Annotated in this window: 21 protein-coding genes and 1 riboswitch; of the genes, 10 read left to right on the top strand and 11 right to left on the bottom strand. The window is 72.2% G+C overall.

Annotated features, from left to right (window positions below; genetic code table 11):
* Nucleotides 1–276 precede the first annotated feature (276 nt).
* The 7 genes from ABLE88_RS21510 to hemC all read right to left on the bottom strand — a co-directional run bounded on the left by ABLE88_RS21510 (nucleotide 277) and on the right by hemC (nucleotide 8,909).
* Complete coding sequence (locus tag ABLE88_RS21510) at nucleotides 277–1,821, bottom strand: putative bifunctional diguanylate cyclase/phosphodiesterase (protein ID WP_348833843.1); 1,545 nt, start codon at nucleotides 1,819–1,821, stop codon at nucleotides 277–279.
* Between the two features lie 351 nt (nucleotides 1,822–2,172).
* A complete protein-coding gene (murA, locus tag ABLE88_RS21505; RefSeq protein WP_348833842.1) occupies nucleotides 2,173–3,462 on the bottom strand; it encodes a UDP-N-acetylglucosamine 1-carboxyvinyltransferase in 1,290 nt (429 codons plus the stop codon).
* Between the two features lie 72 nt (nucleotides 3,463–3,534).
* The gene (locus tag ABLE88_RS21500; protein ID WP_348833841.1) at nucleotides 3,535–3,849 is read right to left on the bottom strand and encodes a hypothetical protein; all 315 of its coding nucleotides are present in this window, start codon (nucleotides 3,847–3,849) and stop codon (nucleotides 3,535–3,537) included.
* On the bottom strand, nucleotides 3,818–5,707 hold the full coding sequence (locus ABLE88_RS21495) for a heme biosynthesis protein HemY (protein WP_348833840.1): 1,890 nt from the start codon (nucleotides 5,705–5,707) through the stop codon (nucleotides 3,818–3,820). The genes ABLE88_RS21500 and ABLE88_RS21495 overlap by 32 nt, the downstream gene beginning before the upstream one ends.
* Entirely contained in the window at nucleotides 5,704–6,783 is a 1,080-nt protein-coding gene (locus ABLE88_RS21490) for a hypothetical protein (protein ID WP_348833838.1), read from the bottom strand. The genes ABLE88_RS21495 and ABLE88_RS21490 overlap by 4 nt, the downstream gene beginning before the upstream one ends.
* A 456-nt stretch (nucleotides 6,784–7,239) precedes the next feature.
* On the bottom strand, nucleotides 7,240–7,935 hold the full coding sequence (locus ABLE88_RS21485; protein ID WP_348833837.1) for a uroporphyrinogen-III synthase: 696 nt from the start codon (nucleotides 7,933–7,935) through the stop codon (nucleotides 7,240–7,242).
* 8 nt (nucleotides 7,936–7,943) lie between these two features.
* Complete coding sequence (gene hemC, locus ABLE88_RS21480) at nucleotides 7,944–8,909, bottom strand: hydroxymethylbilane synthase (RefSeq protein ID WP_348833835.1); 966 nt, start codon at nucleotides 8,907–8,909, stop codon at nucleotides 7,944–7,946.
* A gap of 84 nt (nucleotides 8,910–8,993) precedes the next feature.
* On the opposite strand from hemC, the gene tsaD reads away from it, so the two are divergent.
* The 3 genes from tsaD (at nucleotide 8,994) to ABLE88_RS21465 (ending at nucleotide 11,494) form a co-directional block, all read left to right on the top strand.
* Complete coding sequence (gene tsaD / locus ABLE88_RS21475) at nucleotides 8,994–10,106, top strand: tRNA (adenosine(37)-N6)-threonylcarbamoyltransferase complex transferase subunit TsaD (RefSeq protein WP_348833834.1); 1,113 nt, start codon at nucleotides 8,994–8,996, stop codon at nucleotides 10,104–10,106.
* 2 nt (nucleotides 10,107–10,108) lie between these two features.
* Nucleotides 10,109–11,089 carry an NAD(P)H-dependent glycerol-3-phosphate dehydrogenase gene (locus tag ABLE88_RS21470; protein WP_348833833.1) on the top strand — a complete coding sequence of 327 codons (981 nt, stop codon included), beginning with the start codon at nucleotides 10,109–10,111 and terminating at the stop codon, nucleotides 11,087–11,089.
* Nucleotides 11,090–11,239: 150 nt separating this feature from the next.
* Complete coding sequence (locus ABLE88_RS21465) at nucleotides 11,240–11,494, top strand: hypothetical protein (RefSeq protein ID WP_348833832.1); 255 nt, start codon at nucleotides 11,240–11,242, stop codon at nucleotides 11,492–11,494.
* Between the two features lie 154 nt (nucleotides 11,495–11,648).
* Here ABLE88_RS21465 and ABLE88_RS21460 read toward each other — a convergent pair whose 3' ends face one another.
* Nucleotides 11,649–12,425, bottom strand: coding sequence for a YkgJ family cysteine cluster protein (locus tag ABLE88_RS21460; RefSeq protein WP_348833831.1), 777 nt, complete (start codon nucleotides 12,423–12,425; stop codon nucleotides 11,649–11,651).
* A 196-nt stretch (nucleotides 12,426–12,621) separates the two neighbouring features.
* Complete coding sequence (locus tag ABLE88_RS21455; protein WP_348833830.1) at nucleotides 12,622–12,921, bottom strand: antibiotic biosynthesis monooxygenase family protein; 300 nt, start codon at nucleotides 12,919–12,921, stop codon at nucleotides 12,622–12,624.
* 337 nt (nucleotides 12,922–13,258) lie between these two features.
* Here ABLE88_RS21455 and ABLE88_RS21450 point away from each other — a divergent pair, with 337 nt between their 5' ends.
* The 3 genes from ABLE88_RS21450 (at nucleotide 13,259) to ABLE88_RS21440 (ending at nucleotide 14,869) form a co-directional block, all read left to right on the top strand.
* On the top strand, nucleotides 13,259–13,672 hold the full coding sequence (locus tag ABLE88_RS21450; protein WP_348833829.1) for an EVE domain-containing protein: 414 nt from the start codon (nucleotides 13,259–13,261) through the stop codon (nucleotides 13,670–13,672).
* Nucleotides 13,639–14,325: a class I SAM-dependent methyltransferase gene (locus ABLE88_RS21445; protein WP_348833828.1), complete on the top strand. Its 687-nt coding sequence runs from the start codon at nucleotides 13,639–13,641 to the stop codon at nucleotides 14,323–14,325. The genes ABLE88_RS21450 and ABLE88_RS21445 overlap by 34 nt, the downstream gene beginning before the upstream one ends.
* A 73-nt stretch (nucleotides 14,326–14,398) precedes the next feature.
* A complete protein-coding gene (locus ABLE88_RS21440; protein ID WP_348833827.1) occupies nucleotides 14,399–14,869 on the top strand; it encodes a pyridoxamine 5'-phosphate oxidase family protein in 471 nt (156 codons plus the stop codon).
* A gap of 87 nt (nucleotides 14,870–14,956) precedes the next feature.
* On the opposite strand, the gene ABLE88_RS21435 is transcribed toward ABLE88_RS21440, so the two are convergent.
* On the bottom strand, nucleotides 14,957–15,328 hold the full coding sequence (locus ABLE88_RS21435) for a DUF423 domain-containing protein (RefSeq protein WP_348833826.1): 372 nt from the start codon (nucleotides 15,326–15,328) through the stop codon (nucleotides 14,957–14,959).
* A 248-nt stretch (nucleotides 15,329–15,576) separates the two neighbouring features.
* Between ABLE88_RS21435 and acs the strand changes: the two genes are divergently transcribed.
* Nucleotides 15,577–17,532, top strand: a complete 1,956-nt coding sequence (gene acs, locus ABLE88_RS21430) for an acetate--CoA ligase (RefSeq protein ID WP_348833825.1) — start codon at nucleotides 15,577–15,579, stop codon at nucleotides 17,530–17,532.
* 113 nt (nucleotides 17,533–17,645) lie between these two features.
* On the opposite strand, the gene ABLE88_RS21425 is transcribed toward acs, so the two are convergent.
* Nucleotides 17,646–18,353 (bottom strand): HAD hydrolase-like protein, encoded by a 708-nt coding sequence (locus ABLE88_RS21425; protein WP_348833824.1) that lies wholly within the window; start codon nucleotides 18,351–18,353, stop codon nucleotides 17,646–17,648.
* Nucleotides 18,354–18,546: 193 nt separating this feature from the next.
* A riboswitch (guanidine-I (ykkC/yxkD leader) is annotated at nucleotides 18,547–18,661 on the top strand.
* Nucleotides 18,662–18,733: 72 nt separating this feature from the next.
* Here ABLE88_RS21425 and ABLE88_RS21420 point away from each other — a divergent pair.
* The 3 genes from ABLE88_RS21420 (at nucleotide 18,734) to ABLE88_RS21410 (ending at nucleotide 21,961) form a co-directional block, all read left to right on the top strand.
* Entirely contained in the window at nucleotides 18,734–19,837 is a 1,104-nt protein-coding gene (locus tag ABLE88_RS21420) for a putative urea ABC transporter substrate-binding protein (RefSeq protein ID WP_348833823.1), read from the top strand.
* A 475-nt stretch (nucleotides 19,838–20,312) separates the two neighbouring features.
* Entirely contained in the window at nucleotides 20,313–21,125 is an 813-nt protein-coding gene (locus tag ABLE88_RS21415) for an ABC transporter permease (protein ID WP_348833822.1), read from the top strand.
* The gene (locus ABLE88_RS21410; RefSeq protein WP_348833821.1) at nucleotides 21,122–21,961 is read left to right on the top strand and encodes an ABC transporter ATP-binding protein; all 840 of its coding nucleotides are present in this window, start codon (nucleotides 21,122–21,124) and stop codon (nucleotides 21,959–21,961) included. Before ABLE88_RS21415 ends, ABLE88_RS21410 begins: the two co-directional genes overlap by 4 nt.
* The last annotated feature ends 7 nt before the right edge of the window (nucleotides 21,962–21,968 follow it).

Below are 21,968 nucleotides of genomic sequence, written 5' to 3'. Positions count from 1 at the left end.
TTTCGTTGTCGCGGACATAGCGACGATGGGGCCGGCCTTCAAGGTCCGCGCCGCACTTTGCGTGGCGTCACTGGCGCCGGCGGGCGGCGCGCAATCCTGTCATGAGTAGGGTCCGGTGGCCGTTCAAGGAGGCCGACCTGCTTCCGGGCCTTGCCGCCGGCAATCCGGAGCGCACCGGCGCGGCGTTGTTCAGGGACGATACCAAGACCCTGACCTGGTAGGCCCGCCACGGGCCCGCGGGGTGAAGCCCGCCGTGCTCGGCCCGCCCCAGATCCGTCAGGGGCGGGCCGGGGCGTCGTCGCTCCGGCCCGCAGCGGTCGGCGCGCCGGCAATGGAGATGGGGCCGCCGCCGATCAGCCGTTCGGCCTCCTGCGGCGGCATGGGACGGGCGAAGGCGAAGCCCTGTGCCAGCTCGCAGCCGCGGCTGCGCAGCCATTCCGCCTGTTCGCGCGTCTCCACCCCCTCGGCGACGGTGACGAGGCGCAGCGCGTGGCCAAGGCCGATCATGGAGGCGATGATCTTGCGGATCTGGGAATCCTCGCCGATGCCCCTTGTGAAGCTGGCGTCGATCTTCATCTTGTCGAACGGCAGCTGGTGCAGGTGCGTGAGGCTCGAATAGCCGGTGCCGAAATCGTCCAGCGACACGCGCACGCCCTTGGCCTTGAGCGCCGCGATGGAGCGGCGGGCGGCGTCGAAGTCGATCAGCAGCGCCGTCTCGGTGATCTCCACCTCGAGGCGCCGGGGCGGGAAGTCGTGCTCGTCGAGGAGATCGAGGATCGACTGGGCGAAGCCCTTCTCCACCAGTTGCGGCGGCGAACTGTTGATGGCGATGGTCAGGTGGTCCGGCCAGTCGCGGGTGTCCTGGCACACGAGGGTGATCATGCGGCGCAGCAGCACGTCGTTGAGCCCGAGGTCCTGGATGATCGGCACGAACTCGTACGGACCGAGCAGGCCGCGCCGGGGATGCTGCCAGCGCGCCAATGCCTCGAACCCAACCGGATTGAGGCTCGAGAGGCTGACCAGCGGCTGGTAGTGGGCGACGATCTCGTCATTGACGAGGGCGGTGCGGATCTCGGCCTCGAGCTCAAGCCGCTGGCGCCGCCGCGCGTCGAGCGCGCCGTCGAACAGGACGTAGCGGTTGCGCCCCGCCGCCTTGGCCTGGAACATGGCGGCCTCGGCGTGCTGGAGCAGTTCGCTCTCGTCGGCGCCGTCGCGCGGGAACTTGGCGATGCCGATGCTCACCGTGATGCCGGTGGTCGCGCCGCTCTCGTCGGGGAAAGGCTGGCGCGCGGCGGTGAGGATGCGCTCGGAGATGCGGAAGATGTCCTCAATGCCGGCGCCGTCGGTGAGCGGGAACAGGATCGCGAACTCATCCGAGCCCTGCCGCGCCAGCACGTCCTGGAGCCGCAGCACCGAGCGCACGCGGTCGGAGAAGGCGCGCAGGATCCGGTCGCCGCCGCCGTGCCCGAGCAGATCATTGACCGAGAGGAAATGGTCGATGTCCACCACCAGCACGGCGAGCCGCGTGCCGTGGGTGCGGGCGAAGTCGAGGTGGCGCGAGAGCTCCTCGCGGAACATCTGGCGGTTGGCGACGCCCGTGAGCGCGTCGTAGCGCGACAGGTCCTGGACCGCCGCCTCGGCCTGCCGGCGCAGGGCGATCTCGCGCTTGAGCTGGCGGCTGCGCAGGACGAGCACCGCTGTCAAAGCGAAGCTGCCCACAAGGCCGAGCCAATACATCTCGTCGAGCTGGAAGCCCTCGTGGCTGCGCGTGAAGGCGTAGAATTTCTCGAACGCGTTGCCGACCACGAGGGCGGCGAACACCGCGAGCGAGAGCCCCGCGATCAGCGCATAGGCGAGGCCGCTCCGTTCAGGCGGGTTGGTTGCCCCGCCGGCCGGGGATGGCCCTGGAGGCGGCGCGATCGAACCGCCCTCGCGCCGGACGGAAGTCCCATTTTCCGATGCCAAGTGCGTATACTCGATTGGACGCCCGATGGTAGAGCGCGACGCGCCCCCAGGGAACCGCCGCATTGTTCCATGTGGGCGGTGAACAGCCCTCTAACTTGCCGAAATGGAGCTGGCCTTCCGCCAAGCGGAAGGCCACTACGGGTCACAGTGCCCGCCCGGCGGTCCCGGCGGGCCTCGGCGTCAGGGGCCGTTCGCCGCGGAGCGGCCTCAGGCGCTGATGCGCTCGATCACCGCGCCGCAGCGCGACAGCTTCTCCTCGAGCTTCTCGAAGCCGCGGTCGAGGTGATAGACGCGCTGCACGATGGTCTCGCCCTCGGCGGCGAGGCCGGCGATCACCAGCGAGACCGAGGCGCGCAGGTCGGTCGCCATCACCGGCGCGCCGGTGAGGCGCTCGCGGCCGTCGATGGTGGCGGTGTCGCCGTCGAGATGGATCTGCGCCCCGAAGCGCGCCAGCTCCTGCACATGCATGAAGCGGTTCTCGAAGATGGTCTCGGTGATGCGCGAGCGCCCGCGCGCCCGCGTCATCAGCGCCATCAGCTGCGCCTGAAGGTCGGTGGGGAAGCCCGGATAGGGCGCGGTCGACACCTCGACCGGCAGAATGCCGATGCCGTTGCGGCGCACCCTGATGCCCTCGTTGGTGACGTCGATCTCGGCCCCGGCCTGGCGCAGGATGTCGAGCGCGCTGTCGAGCAGATCGGCGCGGGCGCCGGCCAGCATCACGTCGCCGCCCATCATGGCGGTCGCCATGGCATAGGTGCCGGTCTCGATGCGGTCGGGCAGCACGGCATGGCGCGCGCCCTTGAGGCGCGGCACGCCGGCGACATGGATGGTGGAGGTGCCGGCGCCGGAGATGCGCGCGCCCATCTTGATCAGGCAGTCGGCGACGTCGACCACCTCGGGCTCGCGCGCGGCGTTCTCGATCACGCTCTCGCCGTCGGCGAGGCTCGCCGCCATGATGGCGGTGTGGGTGGCGCCCACCGAGACCTTGGGGAAGGCGATGCGCCCGCCCTTGAGGCCCTTCGGCGCCTTGGCGTTCACGTAGCCGGCGTCGATGTCGATCTCGGCGCCGAGCGCGCGCAGCGCATCGAGGTGGAAGTCCACGGGGCGCGTGCCGATGGCGCAGCCGCCCGGCAGCGAGACCTTGGCGATGCCCATGCGCGCGATCAGCGGCGCGATCACCCAGAACGAGGCGCGCATGCGCGAGACCAGATCGTAGGGCGCGGTAGTGTCGACGATCACGCGGGCGTCGATCTCCAGCGTCTGGCCGGCATAGGGATCGTCGCCATTGCGCTTGCCGTGGGTGGTGATGTCCACGCCATGATTGCCGAGGATGCGCTGGAGCAGCGCCACGTCGGCGAGCCGCGGCACGTTCTCGAGCACCAGGGTCTCTTCCGACAGCAGGCCGGCGATCATCAGCGGCAAGGCGGCGTTCTTGGCACCGGAGATGGGGATGGTCCCGGTGAGCGCCTGTCCGCCGACGATGCGAATCTTGTCCATGCTGCTCCTACCCCCCGGCACCCGCTCCGCGCGATGGCGCGGGACCGTCCCGTAACACGCGAACCAGTAGCTTTAGCCCGGCTCGTCCCGTGAGACAATTGCGTCCCGGGCTACCGGCCCGGGCGCGGCGTCCTCGCCCGCCGGCGCGCCGGCGGACACCGCCGGGGTGGCGGCGGCCGCGGCCTTGCGCGCGCGCGCCTGGTCCTTGCGGCGGGCGAGGTTCGCGCGCAAGGCGGCGGCGCGGCGGGCGTCCTTCGCGTCGTCGGGCATCATGGCGGAAAGGTAAGCGCCGTCACGGCCGCGGCGCAAGGCCGATGCGCCACCCGCCGGTGGCGCGGGCGCGTCCTGCGGGGCGTCAGAGGCCGAGGAAGCGGGAGCGGCGGCCATCCGGCTCGGGCTCGTCGGGCTCGGGGCCGGGATCGTCCGGCAGCGGTGGCATGGCGATGATGGGCTCGGCGGCGACCGGCTCCGAGCGCGCCCCCCGCTCCGCCGCGGCGCGCGCGGCGCCGGGCGGCGCGAGCCGCACCACCGAAGCGCCGGCCTCCGCTCCCGCCTTCGGCGCGGGGGCCTCCGGCGCTGCCGGCACCACCGCCCGCGCGGCGGCGGGGGCGGGCTCGGACGACCGGGACTCGGCCTCGAGCGGCTTTGGCGCGGGCCCCCTGGGCTCGAGCGCCTTGGGCTCGGCCGGCTTGGGCTCGGCGACCTTGGGCTCGGGCGCCTGCGGTTCAGGCGCGGCGCGGACGACCGGCGCGGACGGCGTCTCCGCCATCGCCGGCGCGCCCGCATCATCCGTGCCGGCGACGGCGTCGGGCGCCGGATCGGGCGCGACGGGCGCGGCCGGGGGCGGCACGCGCGCGGCCGCGTCCACCGCCAGCGCGGCGGCGGCCTTGGCCTCCTCGCTGGCGCGCACGGCGGCGATGGCCGCCTTCACGCGCTCGGCCTCGTGCTCCAGGATCGGCGTCGCCGACACGCCGGGCGGCACCGCCCAGACGAAGGCGTCGAGCTTGCCGGAGATCGGCGACACCGGCGCCCAGTGGTCGGAGACCACGCCGTCGGCGATCCAGGCCGGATCGCGGGTGGCGCGCACCGCGCGGGCGGTCCATTCACGCGCCTTGCCGATGTCGGCGTGCTCGGCGGCCTCGAGCTCGGCCATCAGCAGGCAGATGCGCTGGCTCGGCTCGGCGACGAGCGGCTCCAGCACCAGCCGGGCGTGCTGGAATTCCTGCGCGTCGATGGCGGCGCGGGCCAGCGCGATGGCGCTCTCGCGGGCGCTCGGTGCCTTGTTCGCCAGCACCCGGATGCGCTTCAGCCGGTCGAGCGCGGCATCGCCCGGCCGCAAATGCGCCTCCACCTCGGCGAGCTCGGGATGGGGGTTGGCGGCGAACGCGGTCTCGACGATCTTGGCCGCCTTCTTCAATTCCCCGGCGGCGCCCAGCAGCCGGCCGGCGCAGGCGGCGGCGGGCACCAAGGTCGGCGCGAGGCGCACCGCCTCCACCGCGCGCTCGCGCGCCACCAGCGGGTCGATGTGCTCGAGGGCGATGGCCTCGGCGGCGAGCAGCACGCCGCGGCGGCGGCGATACTGGGCCTTGTCGATGCCCTTCTGCGCCATCTGGCGTTCCAGCACCGCGCGCGCGCCGGCAAAATCGCCGTCGGCGCAGCGCGCCTCGATCACCGCGTCCACCGCCCAGGCGAGCGCGGGCGCGGCGGCAGCGGCCTCCTCGGCGATGCGCGCGGCGGCGCGGGCATCGCCGGCCCGGCGCGCCTCCATGTGCAGGCCGCGCAGGCCGAGCAGGCGCGTGTCGGCGCGCTCGGCCATGGCGCGGAACTGGGCCACGGCCTCCTCGCGGTCGCCGTCGAACTGCGCGGTCTGCGCCGCCAGCAGACGGGTCAGCGGCTCGTTGGGCAGCAGCCGCGCGGCGTCGGCGCGCGCCAGGCGAGCGGCGGCGGCATCGCCGGTGCCGATCGCCAGCAGGCCGCGGGTCACCGCCTCCCAGCCCTTGTCCCGGCGCCGGCGGCGCGAATGGCGCGCCACCATCTGCGGCGAGCGCAGGAGCAGCGACAGCGCGCGCCAGAGCGCCATCATCAGCGCGGTGAGAAGGGCGAGCGCGGCGAGCGCCACCGGCACGGTGGTCTCCACCCGCCAGCCCTCCCAGGCCAGCGTGATCTCGCCCGGCCGGTCGGCGAGCCAGCCGATGCCGAAGGCGAGCGCGGCGAGGACGATGAGCAGGACGACGAGGCGGATCACGGCATCTTCCCCGAAATGGCGGCGAGCGACTGCTGGGTGAGCGCGGCCACCGCGTCCGCGGCCGCCCGGCGCGCGGCGATCTGTGCGGTCACGTCGGCGAGCTTGGTCTGGGCCTGCGGCGGCAGGCGCTTCAGCGCGGCCAGCGCGGCGGCGAAGGCGCCGGCGCGCACCTCGGCCACCGCCTGGTCGAGCGGGGCACGGGCCTCGGACGGGTCGGCCTCGCCTTCCCGGCGCACCTTCACGAGGCTGCCGGCGCTGGCGGCGAGGCGCGCGAACAGGCCGTCCTCGCCGGCCGCGGGCGCGGCGGCGGGCGCGGCGAAGGCCGCTTCCCCCTGCTCGGCCAGGGCGCGCGCCAGCGCGGCGTTGGTGGGAAGGCCGGCCTTGGCGGTGGCGGCGATGGGATCGAGCGGGCTCGCGGCCGGGCCGAGGACGGCGCGGGCCGCATCCAGCTCGGCGGCGAACGGCCGGCCGGAGGCCACCGCCTGGTCCAGTTCGGCCAGCACCACGAGCGCCGTGGAGGCACGCGCCAGCCGCACCGTCGCGGCGGCGGTCTCCTTCAATTGGGCGTCGAAGGCGTCGAGGCGGGGGCTCAAGGCGCTCGCCTGCCGGGTGGCGCCATCCACCGCCGTCTTCAGCGCGTCCTGGCCGCGGGCCAGCGCCGCCTGGGCCTTGTCGAGGGCGTCCTGGCCTTGCCGCAGCGCCGTGATTTCGCCGCGCGCCCCGTTCAGGGCGCCGCGGGCGGCCTCGACCTCGCTTTTCAGGCCGTCGATGGCCGGCTGCAGCCCGGCGGGCGCGGCCTTGGCGCTCGCCTCCAGGGCGGCGAGCCCCGATTTGAGCGCGGCCAGGCGCGCATCCGCCGCATCGAGGCGGCCCGACACGTCAGGGGCGGCGCCGGTCGGGCGCGCCTCCAGCGCCGCGAGGCGGCTGGACAGCGCGGTGAGGTCCGCGGCGAGGGCGGGCGGCACCTCGGCGGCGGACGACGGCGCCGGCGGGGGCGGCGCCAGCAGCCGCATGACGGCAGCCCCGCCGATCCCGCCGCCCACCACGCCGGCGATCAAGGCGGCGACGAGCGCCATGGCGCCCGATCCGCGGCGCGGCGCCGCATCCGCGTGTGGCGGCGGGGGCTGGTCGGCCGGCGCGGGGGCGGCATCGTCCCCAGCGGTATCAAGGTCTGGTTCGGGCGGCGTGCCGTGCGCCTCCGGCGCCGGCGGCGATTCGGGCGGCAGGTCGGCGGATCTGTCGGCGGACGGGTGGAAAGGCGCCCCGTCCCCGGCCGCGGAGCCCCCGGGCGCGGCGTCTTCGGACCGGCTCCCGGCGGGCGCGGAATCGGCCGAGGCGGAGGGCGTGGCGGGCACGCCGGGGGTCGGCTCGGCCGCAATCTCCTCGGCCCTCAGATCGAGGGTCGGCGGCGTCGGCCGGGGTCGGGGGGCTGGGCCCGCCGGGTTCGGATCATCGCTCGCCATGTTCGTCCTCGCGGTCCGCCGTCCCCCCATCGGATAGACCGCCGCAAGCCGCGCCGCAACCGGCGCTCCTCACAGCAAAGCGAGAAGCGCGTCCTCGTTGGGCGCGGCGGCGATCTCGACCCCGCTGCCCGCGCCGAGCGGCGCGGCCACCTGCGCCGACAGGCACAGATGTCGCACCTGCCGAAGCCGATCGTCCAGCCCGGCGGCGGCGGCGCAGGCAAGCAGGGTCTTCACGGTACGCGGAGAAAAATGCAGCGCGGCGCCGATGGTTCCCTGCGCGAGCGCGGCGCGGGTTGCTTCCGCCAGCGCGTCGGCGGGCAGCGCCGCATAGACGATGGCGAGTTCCACCGCGAGCCCCGGCCCCGCGACCAAGGCGCCGAGGTCCGCCGCCCGGTCCTCGCCCGCCGGGTGGAGCACCCGCGCGCCCGCCCCGAGCGCGGCGGCGAGCCGGCCGGCGAGCGCCTCGGCGTCGCCCGCGCAGTCGGTCACCTGCGCGAAGCCCGCCTGGCGCGCCGCCTGCGCGGTGCGCGCGCCGACGCAGAAGGCGGGCAGCGCGGCGAGGCGACGGGCGCCGGGATGGGCGGCAAGCGCCTTGACCCCGTTCACCGAGGTGAAGGCGACCGCGTCGAACCTACCGTCGGGCAGCGCCGCGCCGGTGGGGGCGATGCGCAGCATGGGGTCCACCAGCGCCGCGTGCCCCATCTCGGAAAGGCGCTCCGCCGTCAGGGACGCCGCCGGCTCGGGTCGGGTCACGAGCACCCGCATGGCCCGGCCTAAAGCCCCAAGGCGCGCGCCGGGGCGCTCTCGCGAAGCCGCGCCCCGAGCGTGCGGCCGATCGTCTGCGCCGCGGCGACGGGGCCCGCCTCGACGCCTGCGGCGGCGTCCGCGCCGTCCGGCGCCAGGACCAGGCCGGAAAGGTGCACCAGCGCCCCCTCGACGCAGGCGAGCCCGGCGATGGGGGTGCGGCACGAGCCGTCGAGCGCCGCCAGGAACGCGCGCTCGGCGGTCACGGCGATGCCGGTGGCGGCGCAGGCGATGGCGGCGATGGCGTCATTGGTCGCGGGGTCGTCGATGCGGCACTCGATCGCCACCGCCCCCTGCCCCACCGCCGGCAGGAAGGCGTCGGTGGAGAGCACCGCGTCCGCCTCCTGCGCGAGGCCGAGCCTTGTGAGACCGGCGAGCGCCAGAAGGGTGGCGTCGAGATCGCCCTCGCGCACCCGCTTCAGGCGGGTGTGGACATTGCCACGCAGCAGTTCCACATGCAGATCGGGCCGCAGGCGCCGCAGCTGCGCCTCGCGCCGCAACGAGGCGGTGCCCACGCGCGCCCCGGCGGGCAGGTCGTCAAGGCCTGTTCCGCGCTTCAGGATCAGCGCGTCGCGCACGTCCGCCCGCGGCAGGTAGCCGGAAAGATGCAGGCCATCGGGCAGCACCGTCGCCACGTCCTTGGCCGAATGCACCGCCAGATCCACCGCGCCGGCGAGCAGCTGGTCCTCGATCTCCTTGGTGAAGAGGCCCTTGCCCCCGGCCTCGGCGAGCGCCCGGTCCTGGATCGCGTCGCCCGAGGTGCGGATCACCGCGATGGCGATCTCCCCCTGCGCGCGGCCCAGCGCCGCGCAGAGCGCGTCGCGCACGGCGTTGGCCTGCCACAGCGCCAGCGGGCTGCCCCGCGTGCCGATGGTGAGGCGCGCGGAGGCGCGGTCAATGGTGCCGCCCGCTTGGCGGTTCGTGTTCTGGTTCATGGATGCGTACAATGCGCATTGGAATCAAAATGGATAGAGCGGCGTTGCGGCGCAGCCGGAACGCCGCGCGGGAAAGGCGGTCCAGTGGCGGATTTGAAGGTGGCGGATTTGACGGCGGCGGAGCCCAAGGCGGCGGAACTCCTGGTGCTCGGCATCGAGACCACGTGCGACGAGACGTCGGCGGCGGTGGTCTCGCGCTCGCTGACCGGGTCGGGCGAAATCCGCTCCAACGTGATCCGCTCCCAGGTGGAGATCCACGCCCCGTTCGGCGGCGTGGTGCCGGAAATGGCGGCGCGCGCCCATGTGGAGGTGCTCGACCACGTGATCGCCGAAGCCATGAAGCAGGCCGGCATCGCCTATCGCGACCTCTCGGGCATCGCCGCCGCGGCCGGGCCGGGCCTGATCGGCGGCGTCATCGTCGGCCTCACCACCGCCAAGGCGCTGGCGCTCGCGGTGCGCAAGCCGCTGATCGCCGTCAACCACCTGGAGGCGCATGCGCTCACCGCGCGCCTCACCGACGGCGTGGCGTTCCCGTTCCTGCTGCTGCTGGTCTCCGGCGGCCACACCCAGCTCCTGGCGGTGGAGGACGTGGGGCGCTACACCCGGCTCGGCACCACGCTCGACGACGCCGTCGGCGAGGCCTTCGACAAGGTGGCGAAGATGCTGAGCCTGCCCTATCCCGGCGGCCCGCACGTGGAAGAAGAGGCGGCGCGGGGCGACGACGAGCGCTTCGTGTTCCCGCGCCCGCTCATGGGCCGGCGCGAGCCGGACTTCTCGCTCTCCGGCCTCAAGACCGCGGTGCGGCTGGAGGCGGACCGGCTCGCCCCGCTCACCGACGACGACGTCGCCGATCTGTGCGCCTCGTTCCAGGCCGCCGTGGTGGAGGTCATCGCCGACCGGGTGCGGGCCGGCGCGCGCGCCTTCCGCGAGAAGATCGGGCGCGGGCCCTCGGCCCTCGTGGTGGCGGGCGGCGTCGCCGCCAACCGGGCGATCCGCGCCCGGCTCGGCCAGATCGCCATCGAGCTCAACACCAGGCTCGCCATCCCGGCGCCGGACCTGTGCACCGACAATGGCGCCATGATCGCCTGGGCCGGCGCCGAGCGGCTCGCGCGCGACCTCGTCGACCCGCTCGACGCGAGCCCGCGCGCCCGCTGGCCGCTCGACCCGGTGGCCGCCGGCCCCCTGGCGCGGGCCTGAGCATGGCGCCGATAAAGACCATCGGCGTGGTGGGCGCGGGCGCCTGGGGCACCGCGCTCGCCAACGCCGCCGCGCGCGCCGGGCGCCGCGCCATCCTGTGGGCGCGCGACGACGCGCTCGTCGCCGACATGGCGCGGCGGCGCGAGAATGCGCGCGCGCTGCCCGGCATCGGCTTCGACGACCGGGTCACCGTGACCGCGCGCCTCGCCGACGCGGCGCGCGCGGACGCGGTGCTGCTCGTGGTGCCGGCGCAGGCATGCCGGGAGGTGGCGGGGGCGCTCGCGCCGTTGCTGGCGGAGGGCACGCCGCTGGTGTCCTGCGCCAAGGGCATCGAGCGCGGCACCGGCCTGTTCATGAGCGAGGTGATCGCCGCCGTCGCGCCCGCCGCGGCCGCCGCCGTGCTCTCCGGGCCGAGCTTCGCCAGCGACGTTGCGGCCGGCCTGCCCACCGCCGTCACCCTCGCCGCCCATGACGCGGGCCGCGCCGAGACGCTGTGCGACGCGCTCGGCGGGCCGAGCCTGAGGCTCTATTTCTCCACCGACGTGCGCGGGGTGGAGATCGGCGGCGCGGCCAAGAACGTGCTCGCCATCGCCGCCGGCATCGTCGAGGGCCGGCGCCTCGGCGCCAGCGCCAAGGCGGCGCTGATCGCCCGCGGCTTCGCGGAACTGGTGCGCTTCGGCCGCGCCTTCGGGGCCAAGGCCGAGACCCTCACCGGCCTGTCCGGCCTCGGCGACCTGATCCTCACCGCCTCCGGGCCGCAGTCGCGCAACTTCGCCCTCGGCCAGGCCCTGGGTGCGGGCCTGCCGCCCCCGGGCAAGCTGGCGGAGGGCGCGTTCACCGCGCGGGTGCTGGTGGAGATGGCCGAGAAGGCCGGCGTCGACATGCCCGTGAGCGCGGCCGTCGACGCGGTGCTCTGCGGCCGCCTCACCGTGGACGGCGCCATCGACGCGCTGATGGCGCGGCCGCAGAAGGCGGAGGCGTAGGGCTTCCGCCTGCGCGGCGATCCCCATACTTCCATATGACCGGGCCGATACCATAATATCTATAAATCATAAATACTTATATCTGCCGGAAAGCCGGACGGCGGGGCATCTTCCGACCACTGGGTGTCGATCACCCACGAGGAGAGAGAGATGAAGACCACCCTTGCCCTTGCCGCCGTCGTCGCCTTGCTCACCACCCAGGCCGCCTTCGCCGACCCGTCCGTGACCCGCGAGAACCACGAGGCGGCCGCGGTCGCCGCCCAGAGCGCCGCCCGCGACTACAACAACCCCTTCATGATCTTCACGTCCCAGCCGCAGCAGGACCCGGCGAGCCCGGTCGCCACAGCCCTCAACCCGGTGGAGGACCCGCATTGGGGCCCGGCCGCGGACGGCACCGACAACTGATCCCGCCGCGCGAGCCTGGCTCCGCCGCGACGCCGTGAACCGGCTTGCGGCGGAGCCGTTCCCAGCACCATCCGCACCACCCCAAGCCGCGCCGCTGGCCGCTGCCTGGAGCACAGCGCCAGGGCGATGCAGCCTCGAGGGTCGAGAGGCGGGACTACCGATCCGGCCGGGCGATGGCGCCCAGTTGCCCGAAGGCCGCGCCCATCTCGGCACGCATGGCGCCGTCCGCCGCGGCGGGCGCCAGGACGTCCGCGCCGGCGCGGAACGCCGCCTCGCCGTCCGCGCAGGCGAGCGCGAGGCGCACGCCGCCCGCAAGATCGTAGACGCCCCAAGCGAGGCCGGCCTCGTGCAGCGCCGCCTGGAGCGCGCTCTGCACCAGGCCGCGCACGGCGCGGTGGGGGCCCGAGACCGGCACGTCCTCCTGTCCGCCGCACAAAGCGGCGACGCAGGCCTCCTTGTCGAACGAGGCATGGCCGCGGCAGGCCATGGGCCGCACCGGATAGATCACGCACAGGCCCTCGGCGAGGAATGGGCATGGGCGCCCCAACGCCATGGGATGGGCCGGCGCGTCGGCGGGGCCGGCCTCGGCGAGGCGGCCGTCGAGATCCACGCCGACCCGCCTGAAGCCGCCGGCCATGGCCCGCACATAGCGCGCCACCATCAGCACTTCCGGCGTGGTGGCCACCACCTGGAGCTGGCAGCAGGTGCCGCAGCCCTTGTGGCAGGCGAGCTGAGGCAGGCCCTGCGTCTCGCCTTCCACATTGCGCTCGAAGGAGCTGAAGGCCTGCGTCCAGACCCGGTCCAGCAGATCCGGCCGGTCGCGGAAGCGGGCGATGGTGTCGCCGAAGCCGGCGCGCTGGGCGTGGAAGAAGTCGGCTGCCCCGCTTGTTTCGGGAGAGGGGACGCCGCCGCCGGGAGGGAAGGAAGCCACGTCTTCGGTCCTGCGCCTCGCGGAACGCGCCGCCCGAGCGGACCTTGCGTCCCGATATGCCGCGTGAGCGCCGCGCCCGGCTCCCGGCGCCCGCGCGGCGCCGATCCCGATCCGCTAGGACCGGCCGTCTGGCGCCGCATTGAGCGAGCGCAATTCACCGGGCGCGGAGGCGGCAAGGGCCGCCCCCGCGCGATCCTCAGAAGCAGACCAGCGCCTCGGCAAAATGCTCCACCTGGGGCGGGCTCGCGAAATGCGGGCTGGCGAGGCGGCGCCATTCCTGGAACTCGGGGGCGCCGCGGAAATGGACCGTATGGTCCTCGACCGTGTCCCACTTCACCACCAGCACATAATGCCTCGGGTGCTCCACCGAGCGCTGCAGCGCCAGGCCCGAGCAGCCGCGCGCCTTCTGGAAATAGGGGGCGGCCTCCTTCACGGCGGCCTCGAAGGCGGCTTCCGCGCCTTCCTTCACCTCGATGACGGCTCTCTCATAGACCATGCGTCGTCTCCCAGCGGCCGAAGCGTCGGCGCGCCGGCACCATAATGCGCGATCGGCACGGATTGAACCCGATCGGCGCGGTCCCGCGTACAGGCGGGGCCGGAGCGCAAGGGTTAAGGTCTGCGGCGCAGATGAAGCTATGGCCCGTTGCGCGGGAGTCCTGCGCTGGACGGCGGCTCGGCGCTCCGGCTGCGCCGTCGCTGGGCCGGGGAACGGCGCCGGCTACGCCGTCGCTCGGCCGGGGAACAAGCGCCCGCCGTGCCGGCGCCGCCTTGCCAAGCCCAAGGGAAGCCGGCAAGACGGGGCGGTCCACCGTCTTTTCAGCCGCGAGCGCGCCATGGCCCATTGGCTCTACAAGTCCGAACCCTTCAAATGGTCCTGGCAGATGCAGGTGAAGGCGGGCGCCAAGGGCACCCATTGGGACGGCGTGCGCAACCACCTCGCCAAGCTCCAGCTGATGGCGATGAAGACGGGCGACACCGGCTTCTTCTACCATTCCAACGAGGGCAAGGAGATCGTCGGCATCGTCGAGGTCATCAAGGAGGCCTATCCGGACCCCTCCGACGCCACGGGCAAGTTCGTCATGGTGGACATCAAGGCGGTCAAGGCGCTGAAGACGCCGGTGACGCTCGCCGCCATCAAGGCCGAGCCGCGCCTCCACGAGATGGCGCTGCTCAAATATTCCCGCCTCTCGGTGCAGCCGGTGACCGACGCGGAATGGGACATCGTCTGCGCCATGGGCGGCCTTTGAGCCACGCCATCGCCGATCCGCACGCCTTCATCCGCGCCGAGACGCGCCTGCGGCCCGTGCCGCTGGTGCCGGAGATTTCGCTCCATGTCGCCGACGAGGCGGTGCCGATCTGGCACCGCACCGAGGAGGAGCTGGGCGAGATGGGCCTGCCGCCGCCGTTCTGGGCCTTCGCCTGGGCCGGCGGGCAGGCGCTGGCGCGCCACCTGCTCGACCACCCCGAGACGGTCGCCGGCAAGAGCGTGCTCGACTTCGCCTCGGGCTCGGGGCTGGTGGGCATCGCCGCCATGAAGGCGGGGGCGCGGCGGGCGGTCTGCGCCGATATCGACCCGTTCGCGGTGGCCGCCATCGCCCTCAACGGCGCGGCGAACGCGGTCGCGCTGGCGCCGACGCAGGCGGACCTCATCGGCACCGACGCCGGATGGGACGTGGTGCTGGCCGGCGACATCGCCTACGAGCGCGACCTCGCCGCGCGCGTGTTCGCGTGGTTGCTGGCGCTCGCGGCGCGCGGCGCCAGCGTGCTGATCGGCGATCCGGGGCGCACCTATCTTCCGAAGGATAGGCTGGAGAAGCTCGCCGAGTATTCGGTGCCCGTGACGCGCGAGCTCGAGGACATGGAGATCAAGCGCACCAGCGTGTGGCGCCCGCGCCCCTGAGGCCGCCGGCGCGGAACCATCGCGCGGCGCGCGCCGTTGCCCCGGCGAACCCGCACGCCGAGGGAGGCACGCCATGGATGCCCACGATATCTGGAACAAGATGGCCGATCAGCGCGAGTGCATGCCGGTCGACCGCGACGGCGAGCGCCTGCGCGCCCGGCCCATGGTGCCGGTGGTGGACGAGGCGGCGCGGGCGGTCTGGTTCGTCACCGACCGGCGCAGCGCCAAGGACGACGAGATCGCCCGCGCGCCGCAGGTGTGCCTCGCCTTCGTCGACCATTCTGATCATTTCCATCTCTCGGTGTCCGGCCGGGCGGGGATCGTCGAGGACCGGGCGAAGCTGAGGCATATCTGGTCCTCCTACATGGAGGCGTTCTTCCCCGGCGGTCCCGAGGACCCCAACGCCGTGCTGCTGAAGGTGGAGCCCGAGGCGGCGGAATACTGGGACGGCAAGGGCGACATCGCGAGCGCGTTCGAACTCGCCACCAGCATCATTTCCGAGCGCGCCCCCGACCTCGGCGACAACGCCAAGCTGCGCCTGTGAGGTCGGGTCCGGTCGGGCCGGCCCCTCGCCGCCGTCGCCCTGCGACCCGACCGGGGCCCGCGACGGCCCCGCCGCGCGCCGCCGCGCTCAGGCCTTGCGGGCGAACAGGGCCGCGGCCGCCGCCAGCAGCCAGCCGAGGATCATCAGCGAGCCGCCAAAAGGCGCGCTGCCGCCGAGAAGCTTGACCTCCATCAAGGCGCGCGTCGCGAGGTCTCCGGAAAAGAGAAGACCGCCGATCGCGATCAGGCCCGCGGCGGCGGCCAGCATCGCGCGCCCGCGCCCGAGCTGGAGCGCCACGGCGACCAGGCCGGCGATGGCTGCGGCGTCGAAGAGCAGGAAATGCGCGGCGGTGACGAGAGTGTCCCCGCCGCCCACATGGGCCGCCGCCGCCGCGGCGGCGACGCCCGCCGCGCCCATCAGGCCGGCGACGACGAGGAGAAGGCGGCAGAACAGGTTCATGGCGGCGCCTCGCTGGCAAAACCCGACGGCTCCTCTATAGGCCCGGCGGAGGACGCCGGCACGGGCCGGCCCTGCGGCATGGCGGAGCACCCCGCCGCCCACAGCGACGAAGGGCTATAAACCCAAAGTCTGCCTTGCCGCAGCCTTGTGGAGGGCAAGCCTCCTCACCATAATCCGCGCCAAGAATGCGCGGCTGAAGTCGCGGGAGTGCACGTCGCGGGCGAGGCCCGCGCAGGGAGGCAGATGCCATGTCCGACAAGGTGTATGACGTTCCGGCCCCGTGGGCGCACAAGGCCTATGTGGACGAAGCCAAGTACAAGGCCATGTACGAGGCCTCGGTGAAGGATCCGAACGCCTTCTGGGCCGAGCACGGCAAGCGGATCGACTGGTTCCATCCCTTCACCAAGGTGAAGAACACCTCGTTCGATCCCGGCCACATCTCCATCAAGTGGTTCGAGGACGGGATCACCAACGTCGCCTACAATTGCGTCGACCGCCACCTGGACGAGCGCGGCGACCAGGTGGCGATCATCTGGGAAGGCGACGATCCCTCCGAATCCAAGTCCATCACCTATCGCGAATTGTCCGCCCAGGTGAACACCTTCGCCAACGTGCTGCGCAACCGCGGCGTGGAGAAGGGCGACCGGGTGACGATCTATCTGCCGATGATCCCCGAGGCGGCCTATGCCATGCTCGCCTGCGCGCGGCTCGGCGCGGTGCATTCCGTGGTGTTCGGCGGCTTCTCGCCCGACAGCCTCTCCGGCCGCGTGTCCGACTGCGGCTCGAAGTGCATCATCACCGCCGACGAGGGTCTGCGCGGCGGCCGCAAGGTGCCGCTGAAGGCCAATGTGGACGCCGCCGTCGCCCAATTGCCGGCCGACAGCGTCGACCACGTGATCGTCGTGCGCCGCACCGGCGGCGCGGTCGACATGACCCCCGGCCGCGACGTCTATTACGACGAGGCGGCGGCGCTCGTGACCGACGAGTGCCCGGCCGAGCACATGCACGCGGAAGACCCACTGTTCATCCTCTACACCTCCGGCTCCACCGGCAAGCCGAAGGGCGTGCTGCACACCACCGGCGGCTATCTCGTCTACGCCTCGATGACGCACCAATACGTGTTCGACTACCATCCCGGCGACATCTACTGGTGCACCGCGGACGTCGGCTGGGTGACGGGCCACTCCTACATCGTCTATGGCCCGCTCGCGAACGGCGCCACCACGCTGATGTTCGAGGGCATCCCCAACTATCCCACCGTCTCGCGCTTCTGGGACGTGATCGACAAGCACCAGGTCTCGATCTTCTACACCGCCCCGACCGCCATCCGCTCGCTGATGCAGGCGGGCGAGGCGCCGGTGAAGAAGACCTCGCGCGCCTCGCTGCGCCTGCTCGGCTCGGTGGGCGAGCCGATCAACCCCGAGGCCTGGGAGTGGTACCACCGCGTGGTGGGCGAGGACCGCTGCCCGATCGTCGACACCTGGTGGCAGACCGAGACCGGCGGCATCCTCATCACGCCCCTGCCCGGCGCCACCAAGCTCAAGCCCGGCTCGGCCACCAATCCGTTCTTCGGCGTCATGCCCGAGGTGGTGGACGCGGAAGGCAAGGTGCTGAACGGCGCCTGCGAGGGCAACCTGGTGATCGCCGATTCGTGGCCGGGCCAGATGCGCACCGTCTATGGCGACCATGAGCGCTTCGAGCAGACCTATTTCTCCACCTATCCGGGCAAATATTTCACCGGCGACGGCTGCCGCCGCGACGCCGACGGCTATTATTGGATCACCGGCCGCGTGGACGATGTCATCAACGTCTCCGGCCACCGCATGGGCACGGCGGAGGTGGAGAGCGCCCTGGTCGCCCATCCCAAGGTGTCGGAGGCCGCCGTGGTGGGCTTCCCGCACGACATCAAGGGCCAGGGCATCTACGCTTATGTGACGCTGATGGCCGGCGAGGAGCCCACCGAGGAGCTGCGCAAGGAGCTGGTCGCCTGGGTGCGCAAGGAGATCGGCCCGATCGCCTCGCCGGATCTGATCCAGTTCGCGCCGGGCCTGCCCAAGACCCGCTCGGGCAAGATCATGCGCCGCATCCTGCGCAAGATCGCCGAGGATCAGTTCGAGAGCCTCGGCGACACCTCGACGCTCGCCGATCCCGGCGTGGTCGACGATCTGATCCACAACCGCCAGAACAAGCGTTCCGCCGCCTGAGGCGGGACGCGTCCCAAACGACGAAAGCCGGCGGGCCCTGCCCGCCGGCTTTCGCGTATGTGCGGTGCGATTTGGAAAACGGCGCCGGGGACCGGTAAGGGCCGGGCGCCGCCTCAGCCGGCCCCGTGGGCCGCGCGCGCGCCGGCCGGCGCCGGATCGGGCGCCCCGAGCACGGCGCCGGGGATCTCCTCCATGGCGTCGAACAGATGGTCCGGCCGCGCCGCCTCCAGCACGTCGCGCCGCATGTAGCCCCAGGAGACCGCGCCGCAGGCGATGCCGGCGCGCCGGGCGGCGGTGATGTCGCGCGTCTCGTCGCCGATGCACAGCGCCTCGCGCGGTGCCACGCCTTGCGCCGCCAGCACGCGGCCGAACTTGCGCGCCTTGCCGAACAGCGCCGCCCCGCAGGCGAACTGGTCCACCCGCGCCGAGATCTCGGGCCCGAGCACGTGGCGCACCGTCTCCTCGCCATTGGAGGAGACCACCGCCACCTTGACGCCGCCCGCCGCCAGCGCGGCGACCACGCTTTCGGCACCGGAGAAGAGCTGGAACGTGTGCTTCTCGCGCTCCGCCCTTTTCCTCAGATGGCGGGCGATGAGCGGCACCTTCCAGCGGGCGATGGCGAGATATTCGAGCAGTTCGCGCGCATCGAGCCCGCGCATGAAATGCGTCTCCTCGGGCACCGCACGGCGGAAGCGGAAGCGGTCGGCCGTGGGATTCACCACGGAGGTGAACCAGGGGAAGGTGTCCGCGAGCGTCCCGTCGAAATCGAAGATGACGAGCCTGTAGACCGGTTTCGGCGGCAAAGCGGGGGCGATCTCCATAGGTCGCCAAGATGGCGGCTTCGCCGCGCCGCGACAAGCGCGCAACTGCATGCAATGCCGAAATTTACGCGGCAAACTGCTTAACTTTTCATCGAATTGGATAAGGGGCCGGCAGGCCTGCGACTCCGGACCACACCAACTTATTGAAAAATATAGCGACTATAATTGGCACAGGCGTTGCACAAGAGGACGACGAGTTGGTGGCTAGGGTTCCGGCATCCCACAAGGGGGCGCGTCTGGTCCGAGAGCTGCCACCGCGACGGGAGACATCCGGCGCGGGTGCACGGCGGGATAAAAGCCCGGGAGACCTCAGTGGCCAAGGAATTGGCGGCACTCGGGTTTCCGCCAGTTCCCAATCGTTTCCAGCGAAGGGGAATTATATGCGCACTCCGTTCTCGTTCTCCGCCCACCGCCTGAAATCCCTCGCCGCCGGCGCCCTCGGCCTCGCCGCCGTGGCCGGCCTGGCGCTCGGGGCCGGCCCGGCGCACGCCGCGCCGAAGAAGGAGTTCAAGGTCGCCTGGTCGATCTATGTGGGCTGGATGCCGTGGGGCTATGCGGCCGACGCCGGCATCGTGAAGAAGTGGGCCGACAAATACGGCATCAAGATCGACGTGGTGCAGTTCAACGACTACGTCGAGAGCATCAATCAGTACACCGCCGGCGCCTTCGACGCGCTCACCGTCACCAACATGGACGCGCTCTCGGTGCCCGCCGCCGGCGGCGTCGACACCACGGCGGTGATCGTCGGCGACTTCTCCAACGGCAATGACGCGGTGATCCTGAAGGGCAAGAAGGAGCTTTCGGCCATCAAGGGCCAGAAGGTGAACCTCGTGGAGTTCTCGGTCTCGCACTATCTGCTCGCCCGGGCGCTCGATTCGGTGAAGCTGCGCGAGCGCGACGTGAAGGTGGTGAACACCTCCGACGCCGACATGGTGGCCGCCTTCAAGACCAAGGACGTAACCGCGGTGGTCACCTGGAACCCGCTGGTCTCCGAGATCCTCGCCGACAAGGCCGCCCACAACGTGTTCGATTCGTCGAAGATCCCCGGCGAGATCATGGACCTCATGGTCGCCAACACGCAGACGCTCAAGGACAATCCGGACTTCGGCAAGGCGCTCGCCGGGATCTGGTACGAGACCACGGCGCTGTTCACCGCCGACACGGACGCCGGCAAGGCGGCGCGCGCGGCCATGGGCAAGGCCTCCGGCACCGACCTTGCCGGCTTCGACGCCCAGCTCGCCGCCACCAAGCTGTTCGGCAAGGCGTCCGAGGCGGTGGCGTTCGTGCGCTCGCCGGCAGTGGGCACCACCATGGACCGGGTGCGCAAGTTCCTGTTCGAGAAGGAGCTGCTCGGCGCCGGCGCCAAGTCCGCCGACGCGGTGGGCATCGAGCTTCCGGGCGGCAAGGTGCTGGGCGACGCCAAGAACGTGAAGTTCCGCTTCACCGACACCTACATGGGCATGGCCGCCGACGGAAAGCTGTGAGGGGCTCCCTCGTATCCCGGACAAGCGAAGGCGCTGCCTGAGCGCTGATCCGGGATCCAGGAGAAGGCCCTGCGTAGCTGGCAGGTGCCGCCTTCGGCGACCTCTTGCGCTGGGCCCCGGCTCTCCTTCCGCTCGCGCTCCAGTCGGCCGGGGCGCGCGGCTTCTCCACCGTCGCCCTCCGGCCGTGGAGGCCCCGGACCAGCCGGGGCACGACGGCGGTGAAGGGGGCGGCGGGACGCGCGACGCCAGGGTTCCCCTCTCCCCTTGCGGGAGAGGGTGCCGAGCAAAGCGAGGCGGGTGAGGGGTCGCGCGACGCGGGGGTGATGCTCCAGAGGGTGTGACACCCCTCACCCTGCCCTCTCCCACAAGGGGACAGGGTGCAAACGGCGCGGACCCGGCCCGGGTCGATCTAAGACGTCCTCCCCCGCACGCAAGCGGGGGCGGGCAGCAAACGCAAGCAACCGGAGCAGCGCCGATGCGCCTCATCAATGTCAGGCCGGACCGGGGAACGGTGCTGGCGCTCGCCATCCTGCCGTTCGCGCTGGTGATCCTCGCTTACGTGCTGGGCTCGGCCGAGCGCCTGGCGCTGAACCCGGACGACAAGCTGCTGCCGAGCTTCGGCACCATCGGCGACGCCATCGTCAGGATGGCCTTCACCGCCGACAACCGCACCGGCGACTATCTGCTGTGGTCGGACACCGCGGCGAGCCTCTGGCGGCTCTTCGCCGCGCTCGCCATCTCCACCGCCGCAGCGCTCGTCGTCGGCGTGCTGATCGGCATGCTGCCCACGGTGCGCGCTTTGCTGGCGCCGTTCGTCGGCATGGTCTCCATGGTGCCGCCGCTGGCGCTGCTGCCGATCCTGTTCATCGTCATGGGGCTCGGCGAGGAATCGAAGATCGCGCTGATCGCCATCGGCATCACGCCCTATCTCATCCGCGACCTCGCCATGCGGGTTGAGGAATTGCCGCACGAGCAGATGATCAAGGCGCAGACGCTCGGCGCCTCCTCCTGGCTGATCGCGCTTCGGGTGGTGCTGCCGCAGATCGCCCCGCGCCTCATGGACGCGCTGCGCCTCTCGCTCGGGCCGGCCTTCCTGTTCCTGATCGCCGCCGAGGCGATCGCCTCGGATTCGGGCCTCGGCTACCGCATCTTCCTGGTGCGGCGCTATCTCGCCATGGACGTGATCCTGCCCTACGTCGCCTGGATCACGCTGCTGGCGGTGATCATGGACTTCGCCCTCGCCCGGGCCCGACGCCTCCTCTTCCCCTGGTTCGGAGCCGTCCGATGACCGCCATCAGCGTGCGCCACCTGTGGAAGGAATATGGCGACCAGATCGTGCTCGAGGACATCAGCCTCGAGTTCGCGCCGCGCTCCTTCGTCGCCCTGGTCGGCCCCTCCGGCTGCGGCAAGACCACCTTCCTGCGCATCCTGCTGTCGCAGGAGCGCGCCACCCGCGGCGAGGTGCTGATCGACGGCAGGCCCATCGCCCCCGAGCCGGAGGCGGACCGGGGCGTGGTGTTTCAGCGCTATTCGGTGTTCCCGCATCTGACCGTGCTCGGCAACGTGGTGCTGGCGGCGGAATTTGCCGCGGCGCCGGTGACCGGCCGCCTGTTCGGCGCCCGCCGGCGGCAGGCGGACGAGGAGGCCCGCGCGCTGATCGCTGAGGTGGGCCTCAAGGGCGCCGAGGACAAGTATCCCGCCGCCCTCTCCGGCGGCATGCAGCAGCGCCTTGCCCTCGCCCAGGCGATCATTCGCCGCCCCAAGATCCTGCTGCTGGATGAGCCGTTCGGCGCGCTCGATCCCGGCATCCGTGCCGACATCCACGTGCTCATGAAGGCGCTGTGGAATTCCTGCGAGATGAGCGTGGTGATGGTGACCCACGACCTGCGCGAAGCCTTCACGCTGGCCACCCGCATCATCGCATTCGAGCGCCGCCGCAACCGGCCCGAAGAGAAGGACCGCTACGGCGCCACCATCGCCAAGGACATCGAGGTCTGGCCGAAGAGAATCGCGGGAACGCGCATCGCCGGCCAGCCGAAGCAGACCACCACCGCCCCCGGCCGGGACGACCCGGCCCTATCCGCGGGCACCGGCCGGGACGACCCGGCGCTGAAGACGGCTTGAGGAGAAA

Origin of the sequence: Xanthobacter luteus (genome assembly GCF_040049235.1) — a bacterium.
GTDB lineage: Bacteria > Pseudomonadota > Alphaproteobacteria > Rhizobiales > Xanthobacteraceae > Xanthobacter.
This window is presented reverse-complemented; position numbering and strand designations above follow the sequence as displayed.